This is a genomic window from Aminipila butyrica, assembly GCF_010669305.1.
Lineage (GTDB): Bacteria > Bacillota > Clostridia > Peptostreptococcales > Anaerovoracaceae > Aminipila > Aminipila butyrica.
The window spans coordinates 697,144-716,329 of the sequence record NZ_CP048649.1; the positions used below are offsets into that span (position 1 = coordinate 697,144).

Here is a 19,186-nt window from a genome sequence, read left to right on the forward strand (position 1 = left end):
ATTTTGGATAGTTTTACAGCGACGACAAAGATTCTAGAAAATCTAAACAAAAAATATAAATTCATGGATAATATTATGAACTTGACAAAGGACTTGGAAAGAGCTATGATGGCAGATGATTCCGTATCCTTTGGGCGAATCCTGGACATGAGAGGAGACGTTATGATTCTGGTAGACGAGCTGGATTTGGATAACCGAGAGATGGTTTCCCGTCTGCCGGGTCCCCTGAAAGAGCGCATGTCGGCAGTTATTTTTCCTAGCAAGGGACAGGCCGCCGAATCCCTCACACTGGACAATCCGCTGGAGACCAATATCTATGACACCAATAAGCGGATAGCGATGTTGCTGTCGAAGATTATTAAGTTGGATCAGGAAATTAATCAACGGGTAAAAGGCGAGAATCAGCCCCGCCGTTTAGGCACTATGAGAGGCTAACATAAAAAACAATAGATACCGAGGAGAAAACATGGAACGTTTAAAGCAGAAAATAGTAGCAGAAGGCCAGGTTTTGGGAGAAGACATCCTGAAGGTGGACGGATTTTTAAACCATCAGATTGATGTAAAGTTTATGGAGGAGATTGGCCAGGAGTTTCGGGCCCGGTTTCAGGATGTGAAGCCTAACCGCATACTGACTGTAGAGTCCAGTGGTATCGCTATCGCTTGCGAGACATCCAGGTATTTTGACTACGTTCCAGTAGTTTTTGCTAAAAAGGCAACACCTAACACCATGGCGGAAGGCTGCTATAGTGCAGAAGCTCGGTCTTTTACTAAGGGTACGGTTTCTAACCTGCGGGTATCCAAACGATTTATCCAGCCGGGAGATCAGGTGCTGATTTTGGATGACTTTCTGGCTTCGGGAGAGGCCTCTATCGCGCTGACGAAGATGGTTCGCAAAGCAGGAGCTGAAGTGGTAGGCATAGGTGCTGTCATTGACAAAGCTTTTCAAGGCGGCGGTGACAAGCTCCGAGAGATGGGCTGCCGGGTGGAATCTTTGGCAGTGATTCGCGCTTTTGAAAAAGGACAGATTATCTTTGGGTAATGTGTTGGCGGACAGAACTGTTGTGCTAATGACAAAACAAACTGAAACACGGATATTAAGATAGAAATAAGAGCAAAATGTTCGCGTGAATGCGAACTTTGCTCTTTTATTTTTGTTTTCTTTACGCAAATTTCATAAAAATGACTTTACTAGGACAAAAAGGCTCATTATAATGAGAGTACCAAATAAAATTGATTGTTTCACAAAGAAGGAGAAGTGCAATGAAAAAGTTTTTTGCTATTTTATTAGCATTCGTTATGGTGTTCGGTCTGGCTGCCTGTGGCGGTTCCGATACCACGGATGAGGATGCAGCTACTGACGCGTTAAAGGTAGGTTTTATCTACATCGGCAGTATTAACGATGGTGGATATACGCAGGCGCAGCATGCGGGCACTGTGGCTATGGAAAAGTATTTCAAAGGTAAGGTAAAGACGCTTTACCAGGAAAATGTCAGTGATTCGGACAAGTCTGCTGCCATGACAGCAGCCATTAACCTGATGGATCAGGGCTGTACTGTTATCGTGGGCACTAGCTATGGCTTTATGGATGCCCTGGACGAGCTGGCTAATTCTGATGAGTACAAAGACATCAAGTTCCTTCATTTCTCAGGAAATAAAATGAACGATACGAACTTTGGCAACTATTTCGGTGCAACGGAAGAACCTAGATACCTGACCGGTATTATCGCTGGTATGATGACAGAAACCAACAAATTAGGTTATGTGGGCGCGTATCCGTATACAGAAGTACAGATTGGTATCAATGCTTTCACGTTAGGTGCTCAATCCGTGAATCCGGATGTAGAAGTAAAAGTAGTTTATATTAACAGCTGGTATGACCCAGAAAAGGAAAGAAGTGCTGCGGACGAACTGCTGGCACAGGGCTGCGACATTATTACTCAGCACTGTGATACGACTGGTCCTCAGGTTGCTGCTGCTGAATCTGGCAAGTACGCTATCGGCTATAACGTGGACAACAGTCAGGTAGAGGCTGTCAAGCCGGCTTACTTGACTTCAGCCATCTGGCACCATGAAAAGTTCTTGATTCCGACGGTTGAGAAGATCCTGGCTGGAACGTGGACACCAGAATCTTATTACGGCACTATGGCAGACGGCTACATGGATATTGCTCCGATGACCGATTTGGTACCGGCCGACGTACAGACTAAGGTCAACGAGGTGAGAGATCAGATGATCGCTGGCGAGTTCCACCCATTCTCTGGAGAGATTTATTATAACGATGGAAAAGTTCTCTGCGAAGAAGGACAGACACTGGATCGGGCAGCTATTTGGAGCATTAACGGTCTGGTAAAGGGAGCTAAAGGCAACAACTAGGAAAATAAAAAATTCTTCAAGGGGATGTTCATAGGAACATCCCCTCTTTATTTTCTTTAAAATCCATGTTATACTAAAGGGTACTATACAATAGTGTATTTTGTCATGGGGAAATATCGCTGAAAGCGGCATGGACAGCATGAAGATTTTAAATGATACAGTAGCGGAGGAATTCATGAGCGAAAAGCGAATAGCTATACAGATGAATGGTATAACAAAGAAGTTCGGCGCACTGAAAGCCAACGAAGACGTAAACCTGACTGTTTATGAAGGAGAGGTTCACGCTCTTTTAGGAGAGAATGGCGCAGGCAAGAGCACTTTGATGAATATGTTATCCGGGATATACACGCCGGATGAAGGGAACATCCAGATTTATGGAAAAGAGGTTCATTTTACGTCACCAAAGGATTCTATCCGAATGGGCATCGGCATGATTCATCAGCACTTTAAGCTGATTGACGTGTTATCGGCAAAAGACAACATTGTCTTGGGGCAGAAGACTGGATTTTTTACTAAAGGTAAGGAATTGAGTGCTAAAGTAGAGCAGATTTCCGACCGCTATGGTTTGGAAATTAACCCGAACAAGAAAGCTTATGATATGTCTGTAGGAGAGAAGCAGACGTTGGAGATTGTCAAGGTCCTATATAGAGGGGCGAAGATTCTCATTTTAGATGAGCCTACCGCAGTGCTTACCCCTCAAGAGATTGAAAAGCTATTTCACATTATCCGCAACATGAAGGCGCAGGGATGTGCGGTGGTTATCATCACCCATAAGTTAAATGAAGTGATGGAAATCAGCGACCGAATTACCGTGTTGCGAAAGGGACATTCTGTGGAGACGGTGAAGACCAATGAGGTGGAGGTTTCCAGCCTGATTGAAATGATGGTCGGCAAGAAGATGGATTTGGCACTGACAAGAGAGCCGATGAAACACGAGAAGGTCTTATTGCGGTTGGAAGACGTGACTGTGCTAGACCGAGAAAAGAAACCGGCCTTGCTGGATGCTACTTTTGAACTGAGAAGCGGCGAAATTTTAGGTGTAGCCGGAGTGGCCGGAAGTGGACAGAAGGAGCTGTGTGAAGCGATTGCTGGATTGGCCGCTACGGAAAAGGGCAAGATTTACTTTGAAGGCGAAAGTTTGACGGGAAAAACACCCAAAGATATTATTAAGCTGGGTATCAGCATGGGCTTTATTCCAGAAGATCGACTGGGTATGGGCCTGGTAGGGAGCATGGACATCGTCCACAACTTGATATTAAAGGATTATCAAAATCAGCCGGGGGTGCTGTTAAAGAGGGGCCCTTGTATCGAAAAGGCTAAGCAGATTGTGGAAGATTTGGACATCCAGACCACCAGTATTTATGCGCCAGTAAAGAAAATGTCTGGAGGCAACATTCAGAAGGTGCTGTTGGGAAGGGAAATTGACCTGGATCCAAAGGTGTTGATTACGGCTTACCCGGTAAGGGGTCTGGATATCGGCGCTTCCTATAAAATATATGATCTGCTCAACGAGCAGAAGAAAAAAGGCGTAGGTGTGCTCTTCATCGGGGAAGATTTGGACGTGCTCTTAGAGCTTTGCGACCGGATTATGGTTATGTGTGGTGGTCAGATTACGGGCATCGTCCATGGCGATCAGGTGAGTAAGGAGGAGCTGGGTTTGCTGATGACCGGAACCCGTTTAGAAGAAGGAGAGGTGGGATTCAATGAACTGGCTTAAAATCACCAAAAGAGACAACTTGAATAAAAAGCAGGAGACCATCATCCGAACGCTGGCTATCGTTTTATCTATCGTTTGTTCTGGCCTGATTCTGGTTATCTTCGGATTGGACCCCATTCGGATTTTTCAATCTATCATAGAAGGGTCCCTGGGCACGGAGCTGCGAATTCAGCAGACCATTATTAAAGCAGTACCCTTGACTATTACCGCACTGGGTATTTTAGTGGCCTTTAAGATGAAATTCTGGAATATCGGTGGAGAAGGTCAAATTGTTATGGGGGCTTTAGCGGCAGCTTTTGTAGCTTTGAATTTCGGAAATCTGCCTAAGCCGATTCTGCTGGTGCTGATGGCCGCAGCGGCCATGGTTGCAGGAGGCTTTTGGGCTTTTATTCCGGCCATATTCAAGGCGAAAATGGGAACTAATGAGACTATTTTTACACTGATGATGAACTATGTGGCTATTAAGTTTGTCACGTATCTGCAATATGGTCCTTGGATGGACCCGAATGCCAACGGGTTCCCTAAGGTGGCACCATTCCCGGAAAATGCTATTCTGCCTACCGTGTTAGGCATACATGCTGGCTGGATTCTAGCTATCCTCTGCACTGTGCTGATTTATTTTCTCATGAAGTCTACCAAGCTGGGCTACGAGATTACCGTCGTAGGGGAAAGTTATGAGACGGCTCGCTATGCAGGCATGAACATCAACAAAATTATTGTGGTAGCTATGTTGATTTCAGGGGGACTTTGTGGCCTGGTAGGTATGATTCAGGCTTCGGCTATTGAGAAAACGCTGGTGGCAGGCATCTCCAGCGGATATGGTTTTACAGCAATTATCACCGCCTGGCTGGCTCGCTTAAATGCGGTTGCCACTCTTTTCGTGTGTTTGGCTTTTGCCATGCTCATTCAAGGCGGTGCCTATTTACAGCTGGCCATGAATGTGCCGAGTGCTGTAGCTAGTGTTGTAGAGGGAACCGTATTGTTCTTTGTTCTGGGTAGTGAATTTTTCCTTCAGTATAAGGTTAATATAGCTGGTAGACCGGGCAAAACGACTGAGAAGGAGGTGGCTTAAGGATGGAAGCTTTTTTAGCAGCCTGCATTGTAGCAGGAACCCCTTTGGTGCTGGCCACCGTAGGAGAATTAATAACGGAAAAATCTGGAAGCTTAAACTTGGGCGTAGAGGGCATGATGCTCATGGGAGCAGTTATGGGATTTTCTGCGGCTTATAACACAGGCAGCCCGTTGCTTGCCGTTTTATGTGCGGCGTTAGCAGGAGGCGGGGGTGCGTTAATCTTTGCTTTGGTAACGGTAACGCTGCGAGCCAATCAGACGGTTACGGGACTGACCCTGACCATCTTTGGCACCGGATTCGCCAGCTTTGTGGGACAGCCGATGATTGGCTTTTCGGTACCAAAGTCTGTAAGCGTGTTTTTTGCCAAGATGTCTTTGCCAGTTTTAGGAGATATCCCAGTGCTGGGGCCGATTTTTTTCCGTCAGGATGTCTTCGTGTATTTTGCTTATGCGGTAGTGGTCCTTTCCTGTGTGTATTTGTATAAGACCCGACTGGGTCTGAATATGCGGGCTGTAGGAGAAAATGCCGCGGCGGCAGACGCTTCTGGCATTCCGGTGACTTTGTACAAATATGCGCATATCGTGGCTGGCGGAGCCTTATGCGGTTTGGGCGGTGCTTATCTGGCTTTGATTCGAGTGCCTATTTGGCAATCGGATGTGGTGACGGGACGAGGCTGGATTGCTGTAGCGTTAGTCATCTTTGCCGCTTGGAACCCGCTTAAGGCTTTGGTGGGGGCCATCTTCTTCGGTGGATTGAGTATATTGGGGCTGCGGCTACAGGCGATGGGCTTTTCACTCTCTCAATATTTAGTGGACATGGTCCCTTATGTGGCTACAGTGGTTATTGTTGTCATCAGTTCACATAGAAAGAAAAAGGAGAATCAGCCACCGGCAGATTTGGGTAATAATTATTTTCGGGAGGAACGCTGACAAAAATTTTTACAGGCCCGTGGGGTTTGTATCATAGGATAAACAATATATAGGAATACTATATGGGGGATTAAATTAGGGGAATAGAAATATGAGACTTTTAATGAAGACGCTTTCGGTGGCGTTGACAGTGGCTATACCGCTGACGGTATTTTGCCTGGGAGCTAACATTGCGACCAGGATGCCTGATGTATATCAGTACCAGTTTAAGGCTACCGATTCGCTGAAGAATATTGATTTGAACAAGAATGATGACGAGATGGGCGAGTTCATCTCGGATTTTATGATGGGCAAGGAGGCAGAATTTCAGCTGGCCTTGGACGACGACGACCGCCCGCAGATGATTTTCAATGAGAAGGAGATGGCTGCTGCCGCTCAAGCTCGAAAGGATATGAATGTGGTGGGTATCATTGGATTCATCTCTCTCATTCTTATGGTGGTTGCTTTTGTCATGCTGAAACGGTATGGTTTGGAAAAAGAAATCCGCAAGCGGTTTAAATGGGGAGCCATCATTTACGTGGGCTTACTTATAGCCTACCTAGGGGGATTCTTTGCTGCTGCCAAGACGGGCCACACTTTGCCAGATATGTTAGGCTATGTACCTCAAGAAGAGGACATACTGCCGCAGATTATTACGGCAGAGCTGAGCAGGGGGCTTTTGCTGTCGGTGGCAGCAGTGTCCACTGTAATGATGGCAATCTTATGGTATATTATGTATAAGATTACGGAGCCGAAAAAGATTTTTTCCCGGAGCTACTATGGATGAGGTGAGTTTTATGGTATACGTACATTTGGCAGAAGGTTTTGAAGAAATTGAGGCGTTGGCGTGTGTCGATATCCTACGGAGAGGGGGCATCCAGACACTGCTGGTCAGCGTCAGCGGTGCGCAGCTGGTTCGCAGCGTCCGGGGCGTTGGCGTGGAGGCGGATTTGCTGTTTGAAGAGGCCGATTATGAGGCTTGTGAGATGCTTGTTTTACCGGGGGGAATGCCAGGTGCCAAGAATTTGCAGGAGCATCAGGGGCTGACAAGGCAGATTCACAGGTTTGCGGAAGCGGGCAAAGGAATTGCTGCTATCTGTGCAGCTCCGATGATACTAGGTCATGCTGGGCTGCTATCGGGGCGCCGGGCTACTATCTATCCGGGCATGGAGGCTCATTTGCAAGGGGCATCCATATCAGCGGATCGGGTGGTGGCAGACGGTAATTTGATTACGTCTAAGGGGCCGGGTTCGGCTATGGAGTTCGCTTTGGCTATTGTAGCCGCTCTGAAAGGATCAGAGACGGCAGAGATTTTGAAGAAGGATTTGGTGATGTATGAACAATAAAGTAGATTATCATTTGCATACGTATTATTCTGACGGTTCCTTATCGCCGGTAGATGTGGTTAAGAGGGCTAAGGATTTGGAATATGCAGAGATTGCCATTACAGATCACGATGGGGTGGACGGCGTACGAGAGGCGCAGATTGCAGGAGAAGCTCTAGAGGTTCGGGTTATAGCGGGTATTGAGCTGGCGGCAGCTTATTCTTGGAAGGAAGAGCAGCAGTTGGATTTGCACATTCTCGGCTACCGCATTGACATTAAGAACAAGGAGCTGAAACGAGAGTTGGAGCAGATTCGGCAGAATCGCCAAAATCGTAACGATAAATTGTTGGCGGTGTTAAAGAATCTGGGTTATGAATTATCTGAAGATGATTTGGACTTTGAAGAAAATCAGGATTATGTAGGTAAGCCGTTGATTGCCAGAGCAATGGTTCGGCGGGGTTATATCAGTCATGCCAGCCAAGCCTTTGAGCCTGGGCGATTTTTAGAGGCCCCAGAGGCCAAGGCAGTAAAGAAAGAAAAGATTTCGCTAGAGCGGGCATTAGAGCTCATAAAAGGTGCCGGAGGCATTTCGGTATTGGCTCATCCCATGAAAATCAAAGGACTGGGTCAGCCGGCTACGGAAGAATTTTATGAGAATCTGGACCAATTGTTACGGGCTTTAAAAAAGCAGGGGCTGAAAGGTTTGGAATGTTTCCATCCTTCCTGTGAGAAAGAGGACAGCCTGCGGTTAGTAGATTTGGCGGAAAAATACCATTTACATATTACACAGGGCTCAGACTACCACGGGCCAGAGTTCGAGAAGTGACGGAATATTTTTTATTCCGTCTTTTTTATTATCTACACTGAATTATTTTGATTTTTTCCCATGGGGGTTGTTAGGAACATAAAAGGACTATTGTTAAAAATGGATTGACATATTATTACATATATATTAAAATATAGTAAAATAAAATCAGTTGTAGTCTAAGGCAACAGAAGAAGAAAGGGGATATGAATATGACAGGGAACGAGAAGAGAAGCAATGAGAAAAAGAACGAAGAGATCACTTTTGAGGTAACTGAACACATTGGGGTGATTGCTACTTATAGCAACCGCTGGACGAAGGAGTTGAACAAAATCTCCTGGAACGGCAGTAAGCCGAAATTTGATATTCGGGACTGGGACGAGCAGCACCAGCACATGTCCAGGGGCATTACTTTGAGGGAAGAGGAGATGGCAGCTTTGTTTGATATTTTAAAAGATATTTTGCCAGAAACCTTGAACGGAGAGCAAGCGGTGTAGAACGTTACGACGGGCTGGTGCATATAGTGTAAGGAGTTCAGAGATTGAAGCGGCATGAGCCGTAAGAATTCATTCGCTATCTCGCAGAGTGGCCGAAAGTACCTCTGGAGATAGAAAAAGCCAATCGGTAAATCCCATTTGCAGATTGGTAGAAACATGTATTATAAAGGAGGTAACAAGATGGGACGCTGTGGATGCGATAATAATGTTGGTGGAATTGACGCCAGCTTACTTTTCTTTTTCTTAATTCTGGTATTAATGTTCTGTATGCCAGGTGCCTTTGGATGTGGCAATACATCGTGCGGAAGCTGCTAAGATCGAATAAGAATAGTGGCTACAAAAAATATCTCTGCCTTGAGGCAGAGATATTTTTTCGCTTATTCAAGATCATCCATGAGTAGTGCGCTGGCCTTTAAAGAAGGTGATGGCATAGAGTCCTGAAAGTCCTACCAGGCCGAAAATAATCCGGCTGATGATTTCCAGGTTGGTGCCGAAGATATTGGAAATTAAGTCGTATCGGAAAAATCCGATGAGGCCCCAGTTAATGGCGCCGATAATAATAAGTGCAAGTACCAGTTGTTTCAAAGCTATCACTCCTTTCTGAAGAGTATTTTGCCCATTTGCAGAAAAAATATGTTAATATATATATTACCATACAAGGCACATAGCAAAACTTGCAGATTTATAAACATTATGGATAAAGGGAGGCATAGATTTGATGAAAATTTTGCTACAGACTGGACCGAGAGAAGAAGTGCAAAACGTGGAGGTAGAAAGAGGATGCACTTTGGCAGAGCTGGCAAGTGCATGGCAGGAAAAACTGCCGTATCCGATTTTGGCTGCGCGAGTGGACAATGAAATTGCTGACTTAAACTGGAAAATTGATGGTCCATGCCGAGTCGAACTATTGGATTTGCGGAACCCGTCGGCCAACTTAACCTATCAAAACAGCCTGTCACTCATTTATTTGAAAGCGGTGCAGGATGTGTTAGGGGAAGGCAGCGTGGAAATACAAAATTCCATTAATAAAGGGCTGTATACGATGATTCGTCGGAAGAATCCGGTGACACAGGCCGAGGTGGATGGCATTGATCAACGGATGCGGGAAATCGTGGAAGCGGATTTGCCTATTGTCAAAACGGAAGCTGGTTATCAGCTGGAAGACTTTCAAGCTTTTTTTTGCGGGCTGATGGTTCCTTCCACCAGGTACATTCAGCTGTTTGAGTTGAGAAAGTATCGACGAGGAGTGTTATTGCGGTTTTCTCATCCGAAAAATCCCAACCAGATTCCAGAATATTTGGATGAAGTCAAAATGTACGAAGCCTTTGGCGAAGCGACTAATTGGGGAAAGCTCATGGAAGTTTCTTACGCGGAAGACCTGAATGCTAAGGTGCGAAGCGGAGAATACCGGGAGCTGATTCAACTATCGGAGGCCCTCCATGAAAAAAAGGTGGCAGAATTAGCAGACTTGATTAAGCGAGAGAAAAAACGAATTATTCTCATCGCGGGTCCATCCTCTTCGGGCAAGACTACTTTTGCTAATCGTCTGCGTATTCAGCTTAAAGTGAATGGCTTAAAGCCCATTTACATGGGCACCGACGATTATTTTGTTGAACGAGAGGATACGCCTTTAGATGAAAACGGCGAACCAAACTTTGAGGACTTGGAAGCTATTGATATTGAGTTGTTCAACGCTAATATGAACGCCCTGCTAGCCGGGGAAGAGGTAGACCTGCCTCGTTTTGATTTTATGGATGGACATAAGAAGTTTGGTCACCGGAAATTGAAGATTACGGCCAACCAGCCGATGATTATTGAGGGCATTCATGCCCTGAACGAAGAGCTGACAGCGCTGATCCCCGATTGCGAAAAGTTCAAAATCTACATCAGCCCGCTGACACAACTAAATATCGACGAGTATAACCGCATTCCCACTACCGACTCCAGGATGCTTCGAAGAATGGTGCGGGATTATAATTTTCGAGGGCACTCTGCCAAAAGTACTATCAACGCCTGGCCAAAAGTCCGGGCAGGGGAGGATAAAAACATCTTTCCTTTCAGCAACGAGGCGGATGCGCTGTTTAATTCAGTACATCTATATGAAATATCCGTGCTGAAAAAATATGCAGAGCCTTTGTTACAAGAGATTGGTAAGGAAGAGCCAGAATACAGTGAGGCTCAGCGAATGCTGAGGCTGCTGTCCTTCTTTGAAGTGATAGAGGATGATTCCATGATTGCCAACAATTCTATTTTAAGAGAGTTTATCGGAGGAAGTGTTTTAGTATGAGCGACATAACAGTAATCGGCGGTATTGCAGCAGACATTGAAGGCCACCCTTATGAGGAATTGAAGAAAGGGGAGTCCAATCCCGGGAAAATCTCGGTGGCTTATGGCGGCGTAGGCCGGAATATTACAGAAAATTTGGCCAGGCTTCAGGCGGAGGTGACCTTTGTGTCCGCGGCAGGGCAAGACTTTGCAGGGCGGATGGCAGTTCAGGAGCTGGCAGCTCTGGGCGCCGATGTAGAGCATGTACACTTACTAGAGGGGGAAAATACAGCAATGTATCTGTCCATCTTGAACAGCGTCGGCGATATGGAGATGGCGTTGTGCAACATGGATGTGCTGGAGCGCATTTCCGGGCATATTATCGACAGAGCGCTGCCTCGGATGCGAGCTTCTAAGATTGTGGCCTTGGATGCCAATCTAACCGAGGATGTTCAGGTTTATGTGATGGAGCAGCTGGCAGAGGTGCCACTGTTTTTAGACCCCGTATCAGCGCCCAAGGCAGAGCGTTCCAAAAATCATATTGGCCGTTTCCATACCATTAAGCCAAATGTAGGGGAAGCAGAGATTTTATCTGGATTGGAAATCAGCAGTGAAAAGGATTTGGCAGAGGCTGGGCGGTATTTCCTGTCTCAGGGGGTGAGGCGAGTATTTATTACCTTGAATGCCCGCGGTGTATATTATAAAGATGCGTCTACAGAGGGGATTCTTCGCCCGGGGACGGTGGAACTGATCAGTGCTACTGGGGCTGGAGACGCCTTTTCAGCAGCTATTTTAGATAGTTTTGTCCGGGGGCTTTCTGTGGAGGCGACAGCTCGCTATGGTATGGCGGCTTCGGGGGTGGCTATGGCGTCCAAGACGGCAGTGAATCCACAAATGAGCCGAGAAACCTTGGAAGCGAAGCTGAAGCTTTTGGCACAGGAAGACAAGTGATGTGGCGACCTGCCATAGCTTTCTGTTAATAAAAAACGGAACAATTGAAAAGTATTGAATATAAAGACCTGATAAACCTTGGTTTATCAGGTCTTTTAGTGAGTTAAACAAAAAAATAAAAAAATAATTTTATAAAAAGAAGAAAAAAACAAAAATCGTCAGCTTTTGACTGTGAAACACCAGGAGCAGTGTGCAGATACCGTTTGCTGTGAGCATTGAAATAGGCCAAAAGCAGCAGTAAAAAAACTTCAAAAAACCCTCAACTATTTTTGAAAAAAGTCTTGCAATGAGAAAAAAAATGGTATATAGTATAAAGGCTTGCTTAAGGCGATGAAGTAGGAAGTTGCTGAGCTATCAGGTAATTTCTACGGAGAATTGTCCCCACAAGATGGGGGCGAAGGGATTCGCCAGCTTTTCGTCTGTGCTGATAAAATGAAACACACGGACACGTGTGCAAAGTGAGCAAACATGGGCATGCGTTGAAAAAGCGGGAGTTTGAACCCCTTGTACAGGCATAGCGAAAACGTACAAAAAATTAGGAGGAAGAAAAAATGAGCGAACAACAAAAAATCAGAATCAAGCTTAAGGCATACGATCACAAATCACTGGATCTGTCTGCAGCTAAGATTGTTGAGACAGCTAAGAAGACTGGTGCTGATGTATCAGGACCGATTCCGCTGCCAACAGAAAAAGAAGTGGTGACCATCTTGAGAGCGGTACACAAGTACAAGGACAGCAGAGAGCAGTTCGAACAGAGAACTCACAAGAGATTGATCGACATCACAAACACTACACCGAAGACGGTAGATGCTTTGATGAAGCTTGACTTACCGGCTGGCGTAGACATCGAGATCAAATTATAAGAGTAAGGGTACTCCCCTTAGAAAGATTGCATGAGAGTGAGATCGGCTGGAGACTGCGTCCTGTGTTGCAGAAATAAGCCGCGATTAAAACCAGGGCAATCCGCTGTAAGAAAAGGAGAAAAATATGAAAACAATCTTGGGAAAGAAAATCGGCATGACACAGATTTTCTCAGAAGCAGGAGAAGTAATTCCTGTAACAGTTATTGAAGCTGGCCCTGTAGTAGTAACTCAGGTGAAGACAGTTGAAACAGACGGCTATGAAGCTGTACAGGTTGGATTTGGCGATACAAAGCCTCACCGGGTGAACAAACCCCAGACTGGACACTTCAACAAGAACGGTCTGGCTCTGAAAAAGCACTTGGCTGAATTCAGACTGGACGAAGGCGAAAGCTACGAAGTTGGACAGACCATCACGGCTGCTGACTTTGAAATCGGCAAGAAGCTGGACGTTACAGGTACTTCAAAGGGTAAGGGAACTCAGGGTAACATCAAGAGACACGGACACCACAGAGGTCCTACAACTCATGGTTCCAAGCACAAGAGACTGGCTGGCGCGTTGGCGGCAGGTACCTATCCTTCCAGAGTATTCAAGGGCAACAAAGGTCCGGGAAGAATGGGTCGTGACACGGTGACTGTACAGAACGTGGTTCTGGTAAAGGTTATCGAAGAGAGAAACCTGATGCTGGTAAGAGGCGCTGTACCGGGGCCTAAAGGCGGTCTGGTACGCGTTCAGTACGCAGTAAAAGGTCAGGACAAATAGATAAAACTTCAGAAAGGAGGAAGTAGAAAATGGCAAAAGTAACTATGCTAAACATGGCAGGAACAGAAGTTGGCAGCATTGATTTAAACGATGCGATCTTCGGTATTGAACCGAATCAGAACGCTGTTCATGCAGTAGTAAAAAATTATCTGGCTAACCAAAGACAGGGTACACAGTCAGCTAAAAATAGAGGCGAAGTTCGGGGAGGCGGTAGAAAGCCTTTCAGACAGAAGGGAACCGGTCGTCACAGACAGGGAAGCACCACAGACCCATCACAGGTTGGCGGTGGTGTAGCTTTCGCTCCGAAGCCGAGAGACTACAGATATACCGTTCCTAAGAAGCTGAGAAGACTTGCAATGAAGTCCGCTCTTTCCTCAAAGGTGCAGGAGAAAGAAATCATCGTATTAGATACGCTGAACTTTGAAGCTCCGAAGACAAAGGAAATGATTAAGGTGCTGGGCAACGTAAACGCTGCAAAGAAAGCGCTGATCATCCTGGCTGAGAAGGACGAAAACGTGATTCGTTCCGCAGCTAACATTCCGGGAGTAAGAACTGCTTTAGTAGGCACGATGAATGTATACGAGATTATCAATTACACTAGCTTCATCGTAACGAAGGAAGCAATCAATAAGATTGAGGAGGTGTATTCCTAATGAGAACAGCTTACGACGTAATAATCAAGCCGGTTATCTCTGAAACAAGCATGGATAACGCCCAGGCAAAGAAGTACACTTTCAAAGTTGCTACCAACGCTAACAAGACTGAAGTGAAGTTAGCTGTTGAAGAAATCTTTGGTGTAGAAGTAGAAAAAGTAAACATCATGAATGTTCAAGGTAAAGTAAAGAGAATGGGAAAAAACATTGGCAGAACTGCGGCTTCCAAGAAGGCGATTGTCACCCTTACAGATAACAGTAAGGAAATCGAGTTTTTCCAGGGTCTATAAGGAGGGACGAAAAATATGGGAATCAGAAAGTATAATCCGACCACTCCTGGCTTAAGAGGAATGACGGTTTCAACATTTGAAGAAATTACAACCAGCACGCCAGAAAAGTCTCTGACTGTAACTCTTAAAAAGCATTCCGGAAGAAATGTAAGAGGTAAGATTACAGTAAGACACAGAGGTGGCGGATACAGACCGAAGTACAGAATTATCGACTTTAAGAGAACTAAAGACGGTATTCCAGGCAAGGTTACAACGATCGAATACGATCCGAACAGAAGCGCAAACATCGCCCTGATCGTTTACGCAGACGGTGAAAAGAGATATATCATCGCACCGAACAAGCTTCGCGTAGGAGATGTAATCGTGTCCGGCGCTGACGCAGATATCAAAGTTGGAAACGCGCTGCCGCTGGCTAACATTCCAGTAGGTACCGTGATTCACAACGTTGAACTGAAGAGCGGCAAGGGGGCACAGATGGTTCGTTCCGCAGGAAACGGCGCTCAGCTTATGGCAAAGGAAGGCAACTACGCTCAAGTAAGACTGCCGTCCGGCGAAGTTCGGAAGGTCCGCATCGAGTGCAGAGCTACTATCGGTGAAGTAGGAAACGGCGATCACTCCAACATCCAGATCGGTAAGGCCGGAAGAAAGAGACACATGGGTTGGAGACCGACTGTAAGAGGTTCCGTAATGAACCCGAATGATCACCCACACGGCGGTGGTGAAGGTAAGACAGGAATCGGTCGAGTTAGTCCGGTTACTCCTTGGGGTAAGCCTGCTCTTGGCTTGAAGACGAGAAAGAAGAAAAAAGCTTCTAATCAGTATATCGTAAAGAGAAGAAATGAAAAGTAGGAAGGAGCATAGATAATGGGTAGATCACTTAAAAAGGGCCCTTTCGTAAACGCTAAGCTTTTAAAAGCTATCATAGCGATGAATGACGCGAATGAAAAGAAAGTAATCAAGACATGGTCAAGGCCATCTACAATATTCCCACACATGGTGGGACACACCATAGCAGTTCATGACGGTAAGAAGCACGTTCCTGTATACATTACAGAGGACATGGTAGGACATCGGTTAGGAGAGTTCGCTCCGACTAGAACCTACAGAGGCCACGCTGCCGACAAGACTACGAAGAGAAAATAAGTAAAGGAGATATAAGAAGATGGAAGCAAAAGCAATTGCAAAATACGTAAGAATGTCTCCTATCAAGCTGAAGCCTGTTACTGATTTAGTAAGAGGAAAAGACTTAAACGAGGCACTTACCATTTTAAAGTTCACGCCTGGTAAGGGTTCTGAAGTAATTGAAAAGGTTGTTAAGTCTGCTGCTGCAAACGCTGAAAACAACTTCGATATGAATCCGGATAACCTATATGTTGCTGAGGTTTATGCTCACCAGGGACCAACTATGAAGAGATGGAGAGCGGGAGCACAAGGTAGAGCATCAGTAATCCTTAAGAGAAGCAGTCACATTGGTGTCACTCTTAAGGAAAGAAACTAAGATAGGAGGTTCGTTGAATGGGTCAGAAAGTAAGTCCACATGGTTTAAGAGTGGGCATTATAAAAGACTGGGATTCTAAGTGGTATGCAGGAAAGAATAACTTTTCAGATTTTCTTGTAGAAGACCAGAAGGTTCGGGAATTTACAAAGAAAAAATTATATGTTGCAGGCGTTTCTAGGGTACTGATCGAAAGAGCAGCTGCAAACAAGATTAAGGTAATCGTGCTGACGGGTAAACCAGGTATGGTTATCGGAAGAGCTGGAGACGGCATCGAAGCCCTGAAGAAGGACTTGGTAAAGCTGACTGGCAAGGAAGTAGAAATCAGCATTGTGGAAATCCGCAAGGTAGAGATGGATGCGCAGCTGACAGCAGAGAGCATTGCTCAGGCATTAGAAAGACGTATCTCTTTCAGAAGAGCGATGAAGCAGGCTATCGGACGGACCATGAAGTCTGGTGCTAAGGGTATCAAAGTTCTTTGCTCTGGAAGACTGGGTGGAGCTGAAATCGCTAGAAACGAAAAGTACAGCGAAGGAAATGTTCCTCTGCACACTTTGAGAGCTGATATCAACTACGGCTTTGCTGAGGCGGATACCACTTACGGCAAGATTGGTGTCAAGGTTTGGATTAACCATGGCGAGATCCTGGAAAAGGGCTTGAAGAGTGCTATTCCGGCTGAAAAAGAAGGCAGAAGAGACCGAAACGACAGAAGAGACGGTGACAGAAGACCGAGAAATGACCGAAACGACAGAAGAGACGGTGACAGAAGACCGAGAAGAGATCGGGACGCTAAGCCGGAACTGCCAAAGGCTGTAAACCCAAGAGTTCGTAAGACTCCGAAAGTAACAGCTGCTCCTGTAGCGGAAGCTGCTGAAGCTCCTGCAGTAGAAAACGTAGAAGTGACAGAATAATAGATAGAAGAGCCGGGTGCGGCGAAAGCCTTAGGCTGACACCGTGCTTGCGGCGCATGAGAAGGGAGGAAGACAGCGATGTTAATGCCAAAGCGCGTTAAACGCAGAAGAGTCCATAGAGGAAGAATGAAGGGCGTTGCAACTAAGGGCAACAAAATTGCTTACGGTGAATACGGTCTTGTTTCAGAAGAATGTGGTTGGATCACCTCAAACCAGATCGAGGCTGCCAGAATAGCTATGACCAGATCGATCAAGAGAGGTGGTAAAGTATATATCGATATTTTCCCACACAAGCCGGTTACAAAGAAGCCTGCTGAAGTACGAATGGGTTCTGGTAAAGGTGCTCCGGAGTATTGGGTAGCTGTTGTTAAGCCAGGCCGGGTAATGTTCGAGATCGCAGGGGTCTCCGAAGAAAAGGCCAGAGAAGCTATGCGACTTGCTATGCACAAGCTACCGGTAAAGTGCAAGTTTGCCATCAAGAGCCAAGAAAACACAGAGGGTGGTGAAGCATAATGGAATTAAAGAAGATGAGAGAGATGACAGATACTGAGCTGACTGCTGAGTTGAAGAAGATGAAGAACGAACTGTTCAACTTGAGATTCCAGCACGTTACTGGCCAGTTAGAAAACCCGATCAAGCTGAGAGATACAAAGAAGCAGATCGCACGAGTTAAAACTATTATCAGAGAAAAAGAACTTACAAAGGTTCAGGGCTAATAGAAAGGAGGATGTAATATGACAGTTGAGAGAAACAGAAGAAAGACTAAGGTCGGTATCGTGGTTAGCGACAAGATGGATAAGACTATCACTGTTGCGATGGAAGACTTCGTAAGACATTCCCTTTATGGAAAAGCCGTAAAGAGAACGAAGAAAGTCAAGGCTCACGATGAAAGCAACGAGTGCAATATCGGAGATAAAGTAAGAATTATGGAAACAAGACCTCTGTCCAGAGACAAGAGATGGAGACTTGTGAACATTATTGAAAAGGTTAAATAAAGGAGGCACCAGATTATGATTCAGACAGAAACTAGATTGAAGGTTGCTGACAATTCAGGTGCGAAGGAACTGTTATGTATCCGTATTCTTGGCGGTACTAGCCGCAAGTCTGCGAATATTGGAGATGTAATCGTTTGCGCTGTTAAGGAAGCAACACCCGGCGGCGTTGTTAAAAAAGGCGACGTTGTTAAGGCTGTAATAGTTAGAACGAAGACTGGCGCCAGAAGAAGTGACGGTAGCTATGTAAAGTTCGATCAGAATGCAGCTGTGATCATTAAGGAAGATAAGAACCCAGTTGGAACTCGTATCTTCGGACCAGTAGCCAGAGAGCTGAGAGATAAGAGCTTTATGAAGATCGTGTCATTGGCACCAGAAGTACTATAGGAGGTGTTCTAAGGATGCATATTAAAAAAGGCGATACAGTGTTAGTAATCACTGGTAAAGATAAAGGCAAGAAGGGCAAAGTTCTCAAGGCTATGCCGAAGGAGAACAGAGTCATCGTAGAGGGAATCAACATGCAGACCAAGCATCAGAAGCAGACCAGAACGGCTAAATCTGAAATCAAGCATGTAGAAGGACCAGTTCACGCATCTAACGTGATGTTCTACGACAGCAAAGCAAAGGCTCCTACGAGAGTTGGATATAAGATCGAGAACGGTAAGAAGGTTCGCGTATCCAAGAAGACCGGAGCAGTAATAGATTAAGAAAGGAGGAGACGATTTTGACAGCTAGACTGAAAGAAACATACAAGAACGAAGTATTTAAGGCCATGATCGAAAAGCATGGATATAAGAATGTAATGGAAGTTCCTGTTCTCGAAAAGATTACCATCAATATGGGTCTGGGAGAAGCGAAGGAAAACGCTAAGATTCTGGAGACTGCCGTAGAGGAATTAGCCCTCATCAGCGGACAGAGACCGGTTATCACCAAGGCAAAGAAGTCCATCGCAAACTTCAAGGTTAGACAGGGCATGCCTGTTGGCGCAAAGGTTACTCTGAGAGGAGATAACATGTATGAGTTTGCTGACAAGCTCTTTAATGTCGCTCTTCCTAGAGTAAGAGACTTTAAGGGTGTAAGCAAGAACTCCTTTGACGGCAGAGGAAACTACTCCATGGGTATCAAGGAGCAGTTGATCTTCCCAGAGATGGAGTACGACAAGATTGATAAGATCAAGGGTATGAATATCGTATTTACGACAACAGCTAAGACCGACGAAGAAGCAGCTTCCCTGCTGCAACTTATGGGATTGGCGTTTGAGAAATAGGGAACCGAAGTTTGGACGGCGTTGCCGAGGAGAAGCTTTTAA

Annotated in this window: 27 protein-coding genes; 26 read left to right on the forward strand and 1 reads right to left on the reverse strand. The window is 45.6% G+C overall.

Annotated elements, in window-relative coordinates; all coding sequences use genetic code 11:
- Positions 1-3 precede the first annotated feature (3 nt).
- From Ami103574_RS03355 to Ami103574_RS03400, 10 genes are all read left to right on the forward strand, one after another.
- A complete protein-coding gene (locus Ami103574_RS03355; RefSeq protein ID WP_163065280.1) occupies positions 4-435 on the forward strand; it encodes a hypothetical protein in 432 nt (143 codons plus the stop codon).
- A gap of 31 nt (positions 436-466) precedes the next feature.
- A complete protein-coding gene (locus Ami103574_RS03360) occupies positions 467-1,039 on the forward strand; it encodes a xanthine phosphoribosyltransferase (protein ID WP_163065281.1) in 573 nt (190 codons plus the stop codon).
- 221 nt (positions 1,040-1,260) lie between these two features.
- Positions 1,261-2,373, forward strand: coding sequence for a BMP family ABC transporter substrate-binding protein (locus Ami103574_RS03365; protein WP_163065282.1), 1,113 nt, complete (start codon positions 1,261-1,263; stop codon positions 2,371-2,373).
- Between the two features lie 139 nt (positions 2,374-2,512).
- The gene (locus Ami103574_RS03370; RefSeq protein ID WP_330587164.1) at positions 2,513-4,090 is read left to right on the forward strand and encodes an ABC transporter ATP-binding protein; all 1,578 of its coding nucleotides are present in this window, start codon (positions 2,513-2,515) and stop codon (positions 4,088-4,090) included.
- The gene (locus Ami103574_RS03375; protein WP_163065283.1) at positions 4,077-5,162 is read left to right on the forward strand and encodes an ABC transporter permease; all 1,086 of its coding nucleotides are present in this window, start codon (positions 4,077-4,079) and stop codon (positions 5,160-5,162) included. Before Ami103574_RS03370 ends, Ami103574_RS03375 begins: the two co-directional genes overlap by 14 nt.
- Positions 5,163-5,164: 2 nt before the next feature.
- Complete coding sequence (locus Ami103574_RS03380; protein ID WP_163065284.1) at positions 5,165-6,091, forward strand: ABC transporter permease; 927 nt, start codon at positions 5,165-5,167, stop codon at positions 6,089-6,091.
- 91 nt (positions 6,092-6,182) lie between these two features.
- The gene (locus Ami103574_RS03385) at positions 6,183-6,857 is read left to right on the forward strand and encodes a hypothetical protein (protein ID WP_163065285.1); all 675 of its coding nucleotides are present in this window, start codon (positions 6,183-6,185) and stop codon (positions 6,855-6,857) included.
- A gap of 10 nt (positions 6,858-6,867) precedes the next feature.
- Positions 6,868-7,416 carry a DJ-1 family glyoxalase III gene (locus tag Ami103574_RS03390; RefSeq protein WP_163065286.1) on the forward strand — a complete coding sequence of 183 codons (549 nt, stop codon included), beginning with the start codon at positions 6,868-6,870 and terminating at the stop codon, positions 7,414-7,416.
- Complete coding sequence (locus tag Ami103574_RS03395; protein ID WP_163065287.1) at positions 7,406-8,221, forward strand: PHP domain-containing protein; 816 nt, start codon at positions 7,406-7,408, stop codon at positions 8,219-8,221. Before Ami103574_RS03390 ends, Ami103574_RS03395 begins: the two co-directional genes overlap by 11 nt.
- A 191-nt stretch (positions 8,222-8,412) precedes the next feature.
- Positions 8,413-8,697, forward strand: coding sequence for a YdbC family protein (locus tag Ami103574_RS03400; protein ID WP_163065288.1), 285 nt, complete (start codon positions 8,413-8,415; stop codon positions 8,695-8,697).
- Between the two features lie 387 nt (positions 8,698-9,084).
- On the opposite strand, the gene Ami103574_RS03405 is transcribed toward Ami103574_RS03400, so the two are convergent.
- Positions 9,085-9,282, reverse strand: coding sequence for a DUF378 domain-containing protein (locus Ami103574_RS03405; protein WP_163065289.1), 198 nt, complete (start codon positions 9,280-9,282; stop codon positions 9,085-9,087).
- A 133-nt stretch (positions 9,283-9,415) separates the two neighbouring features.
- Between Ami103574_RS03405 and Ami103574_RS03410 the strand changes: the two genes are divergently transcribed.
- From Ami103574_RS03410 to rplE, 16 genes are all read left to right on the forward strand, one after another.
- Positions 9,416-10,984 carry a nucleoside kinase gene (locus Ami103574_RS03410; protein ID WP_163065290.1) on the forward strand — a complete coding sequence of 523 codons (1,569 nt, stop codon included), beginning with the start codon at positions 9,416-9,418 and terminating at the stop codon, positions 10,982-10,984.
- A complete protein-coding gene (locus Ami103574_RS03415) occupies positions 10,981-11,913 on the forward strand; it encodes a PfkB family carbohydrate kinase (RefSeq protein ID WP_163065291.1) in 933 nt (310 codons plus the stop codon). The genes Ami103574_RS03410 and Ami103574_RS03415 overlap by 4 nt, the downstream gene beginning before the upstream one ends.
- Before the next feature lie 551 nt (positions 11,914-12,464).
- On the forward strand, positions 12,465-12,776 hold the full coding sequence (gene rpsJ / locus Ami103574_RS03420) for a 30S ribosomal protein S10 (protein ID WP_163065292.1): 312 nt from the start codon (positions 12,465-12,467) through the stop codon (positions 12,774-12,776).
- A gap of 124 nt (positions 12,777-12,900) precedes the next feature.
- Positions 12,901-13,536: a 50S ribosomal protein L3 gene (rplC, locus tag Ami103574_RS03425; RefSeq protein ID WP_163065293.1), complete on the forward strand. Its 636-nt coding sequence runs from the start codon at positions 12,901-12,903 to the stop codon at positions 13,534-13,536.
- Between the two features lie 29 nt (positions 13,537-13,565).
- Entirely contained in the window at positions 13,566-14,189 is a 624-nt protein-coding gene (gene rplD, locus Ami103574_RS03430) for a 50S ribosomal protein L4 (RefSeq protein ID WP_163065294.1), read from the forward strand.
- Entirely contained in the window at positions 14,189-14,479 is a 291-nt protein-coding gene (gene rplW, locus Ami103574_RS03435; protein ID WP_163065295.1) for a 50S ribosomal protein L23, read from the forward strand. Before rplD ends, rplW begins: the two co-directional genes overlap by 1 nt.
- A gap of 15 nt (positions 14,480-14,494) precedes the next feature.
- Positions 14,495-15,328, forward strand: coding sequence for a 50S ribosomal protein L2 (gene rplB, locus Ami103574_RS03440; protein ID WP_163065296.1), 834 nt, complete (start codon positions 14,495-14,497; stop codon positions 15,326-15,328).
- Between the two features lie 15 nt (positions 15,329-15,343).
- On the forward strand, positions 15,344-15,622 hold the full coding sequence (gene rpsS, locus Ami103574_RS03445) for a 30S ribosomal protein S19 (RefSeq protein ID WP_163065297.1): 279 nt from the start codon (positions 15,344-15,346) through the stop codon (positions 15,620-15,622).
- A 19-nt stretch (positions 15,623-15,641) separates the two neighbouring features.
- Positions 15,642-15,977 carry a 50S ribosomal protein L22 gene (gene rplV, locus Ami103574_RS03450; protein ID WP_163065298.1) on the forward strand — a complete coding sequence of 112 codons (336 nt, stop codon included), beginning with the start codon at positions 15,642-15,644 and terminating at the stop codon, positions 15,975-15,977.
- A 17-nt stretch (positions 15,978-15,994) separates the two neighbouring features.
- Entirely contained in the window at positions 15,995-16,885 is an 891-nt protein-coding gene (rpsC, locus tag Ami103574_RS03455; protein ID WP_163065299.1) for a 30S ribosomal protein S3, read from the forward strand.
- 78 nt (positions 16,886-16,963) lie between these two features.
- Positions 16,964-17,398, forward strand: a complete 435-nt coding sequence (gene rplP, locus Ami103574_RS03460) for a 50S ribosomal protein L16 (protein ID WP_163065300.1) — start codon at positions 16,964-16,966, stop codon at positions 17,396-17,398.
- Positions 17,398-17,601, forward strand: coding sequence for a 50S ribosomal protein L29 (gene rpmC, locus Ami103574_RS03465; RefSeq protein WP_163065301.1), 204 nt, complete (start codon positions 17,398-17,400; stop codon positions 17,599-17,601). Before rplP ends, rpmC begins: the two co-directional genes overlap by 1 nt.
- 18 nt (positions 17,602-17,619) lie before the next feature.
- A complete protein-coding gene (gene rpsQ / locus Ami103574_RS03470; RefSeq protein WP_163065302.1) occupies positions 17,620-17,880 on the forward strand; it encodes a 30S ribosomal protein S17 in 261 nt (86 codons plus the stop codon).
- Between the two features lie 15 nt (positions 17,881-17,895).
- Positions 17,896-18,264, forward strand: a complete 369-nt coding sequence (gene rplN, locus Ami103574_RS03475) for a 50S ribosomal protein L14 (protein ID WP_163065303.1) — start codon at positions 17,896-17,898, stop codon at positions 18,262-18,264.
- Between the two features lie 14 nt (positions 18,265-18,278).
- Complete coding sequence (rplX, locus tag Ami103574_RS03480; RefSeq protein ID WP_163065304.1) at positions 18,279-18,584, forward strand: 50S ribosomal protein L24; 306 nt, start codon at positions 18,279-18,281, stop codon at positions 18,582-18,584.
- 17 nt (positions 18,585-18,601) lie between these two features.
- Positions 18,602-19,144 carry a 50S ribosomal protein L5 gene (rplE, locus tag Ami103574_RS03485; protein WP_163065305.1) on the forward strand — a complete coding sequence of 181 codons (543 nt, stop codon included), beginning with the start codon at positions 18,602-18,604 and terminating at the stop codon, positions 19,142-19,144.
- The last annotated feature ends 42 nt before the right edge of the window (positions 19,145-19,186 follow it).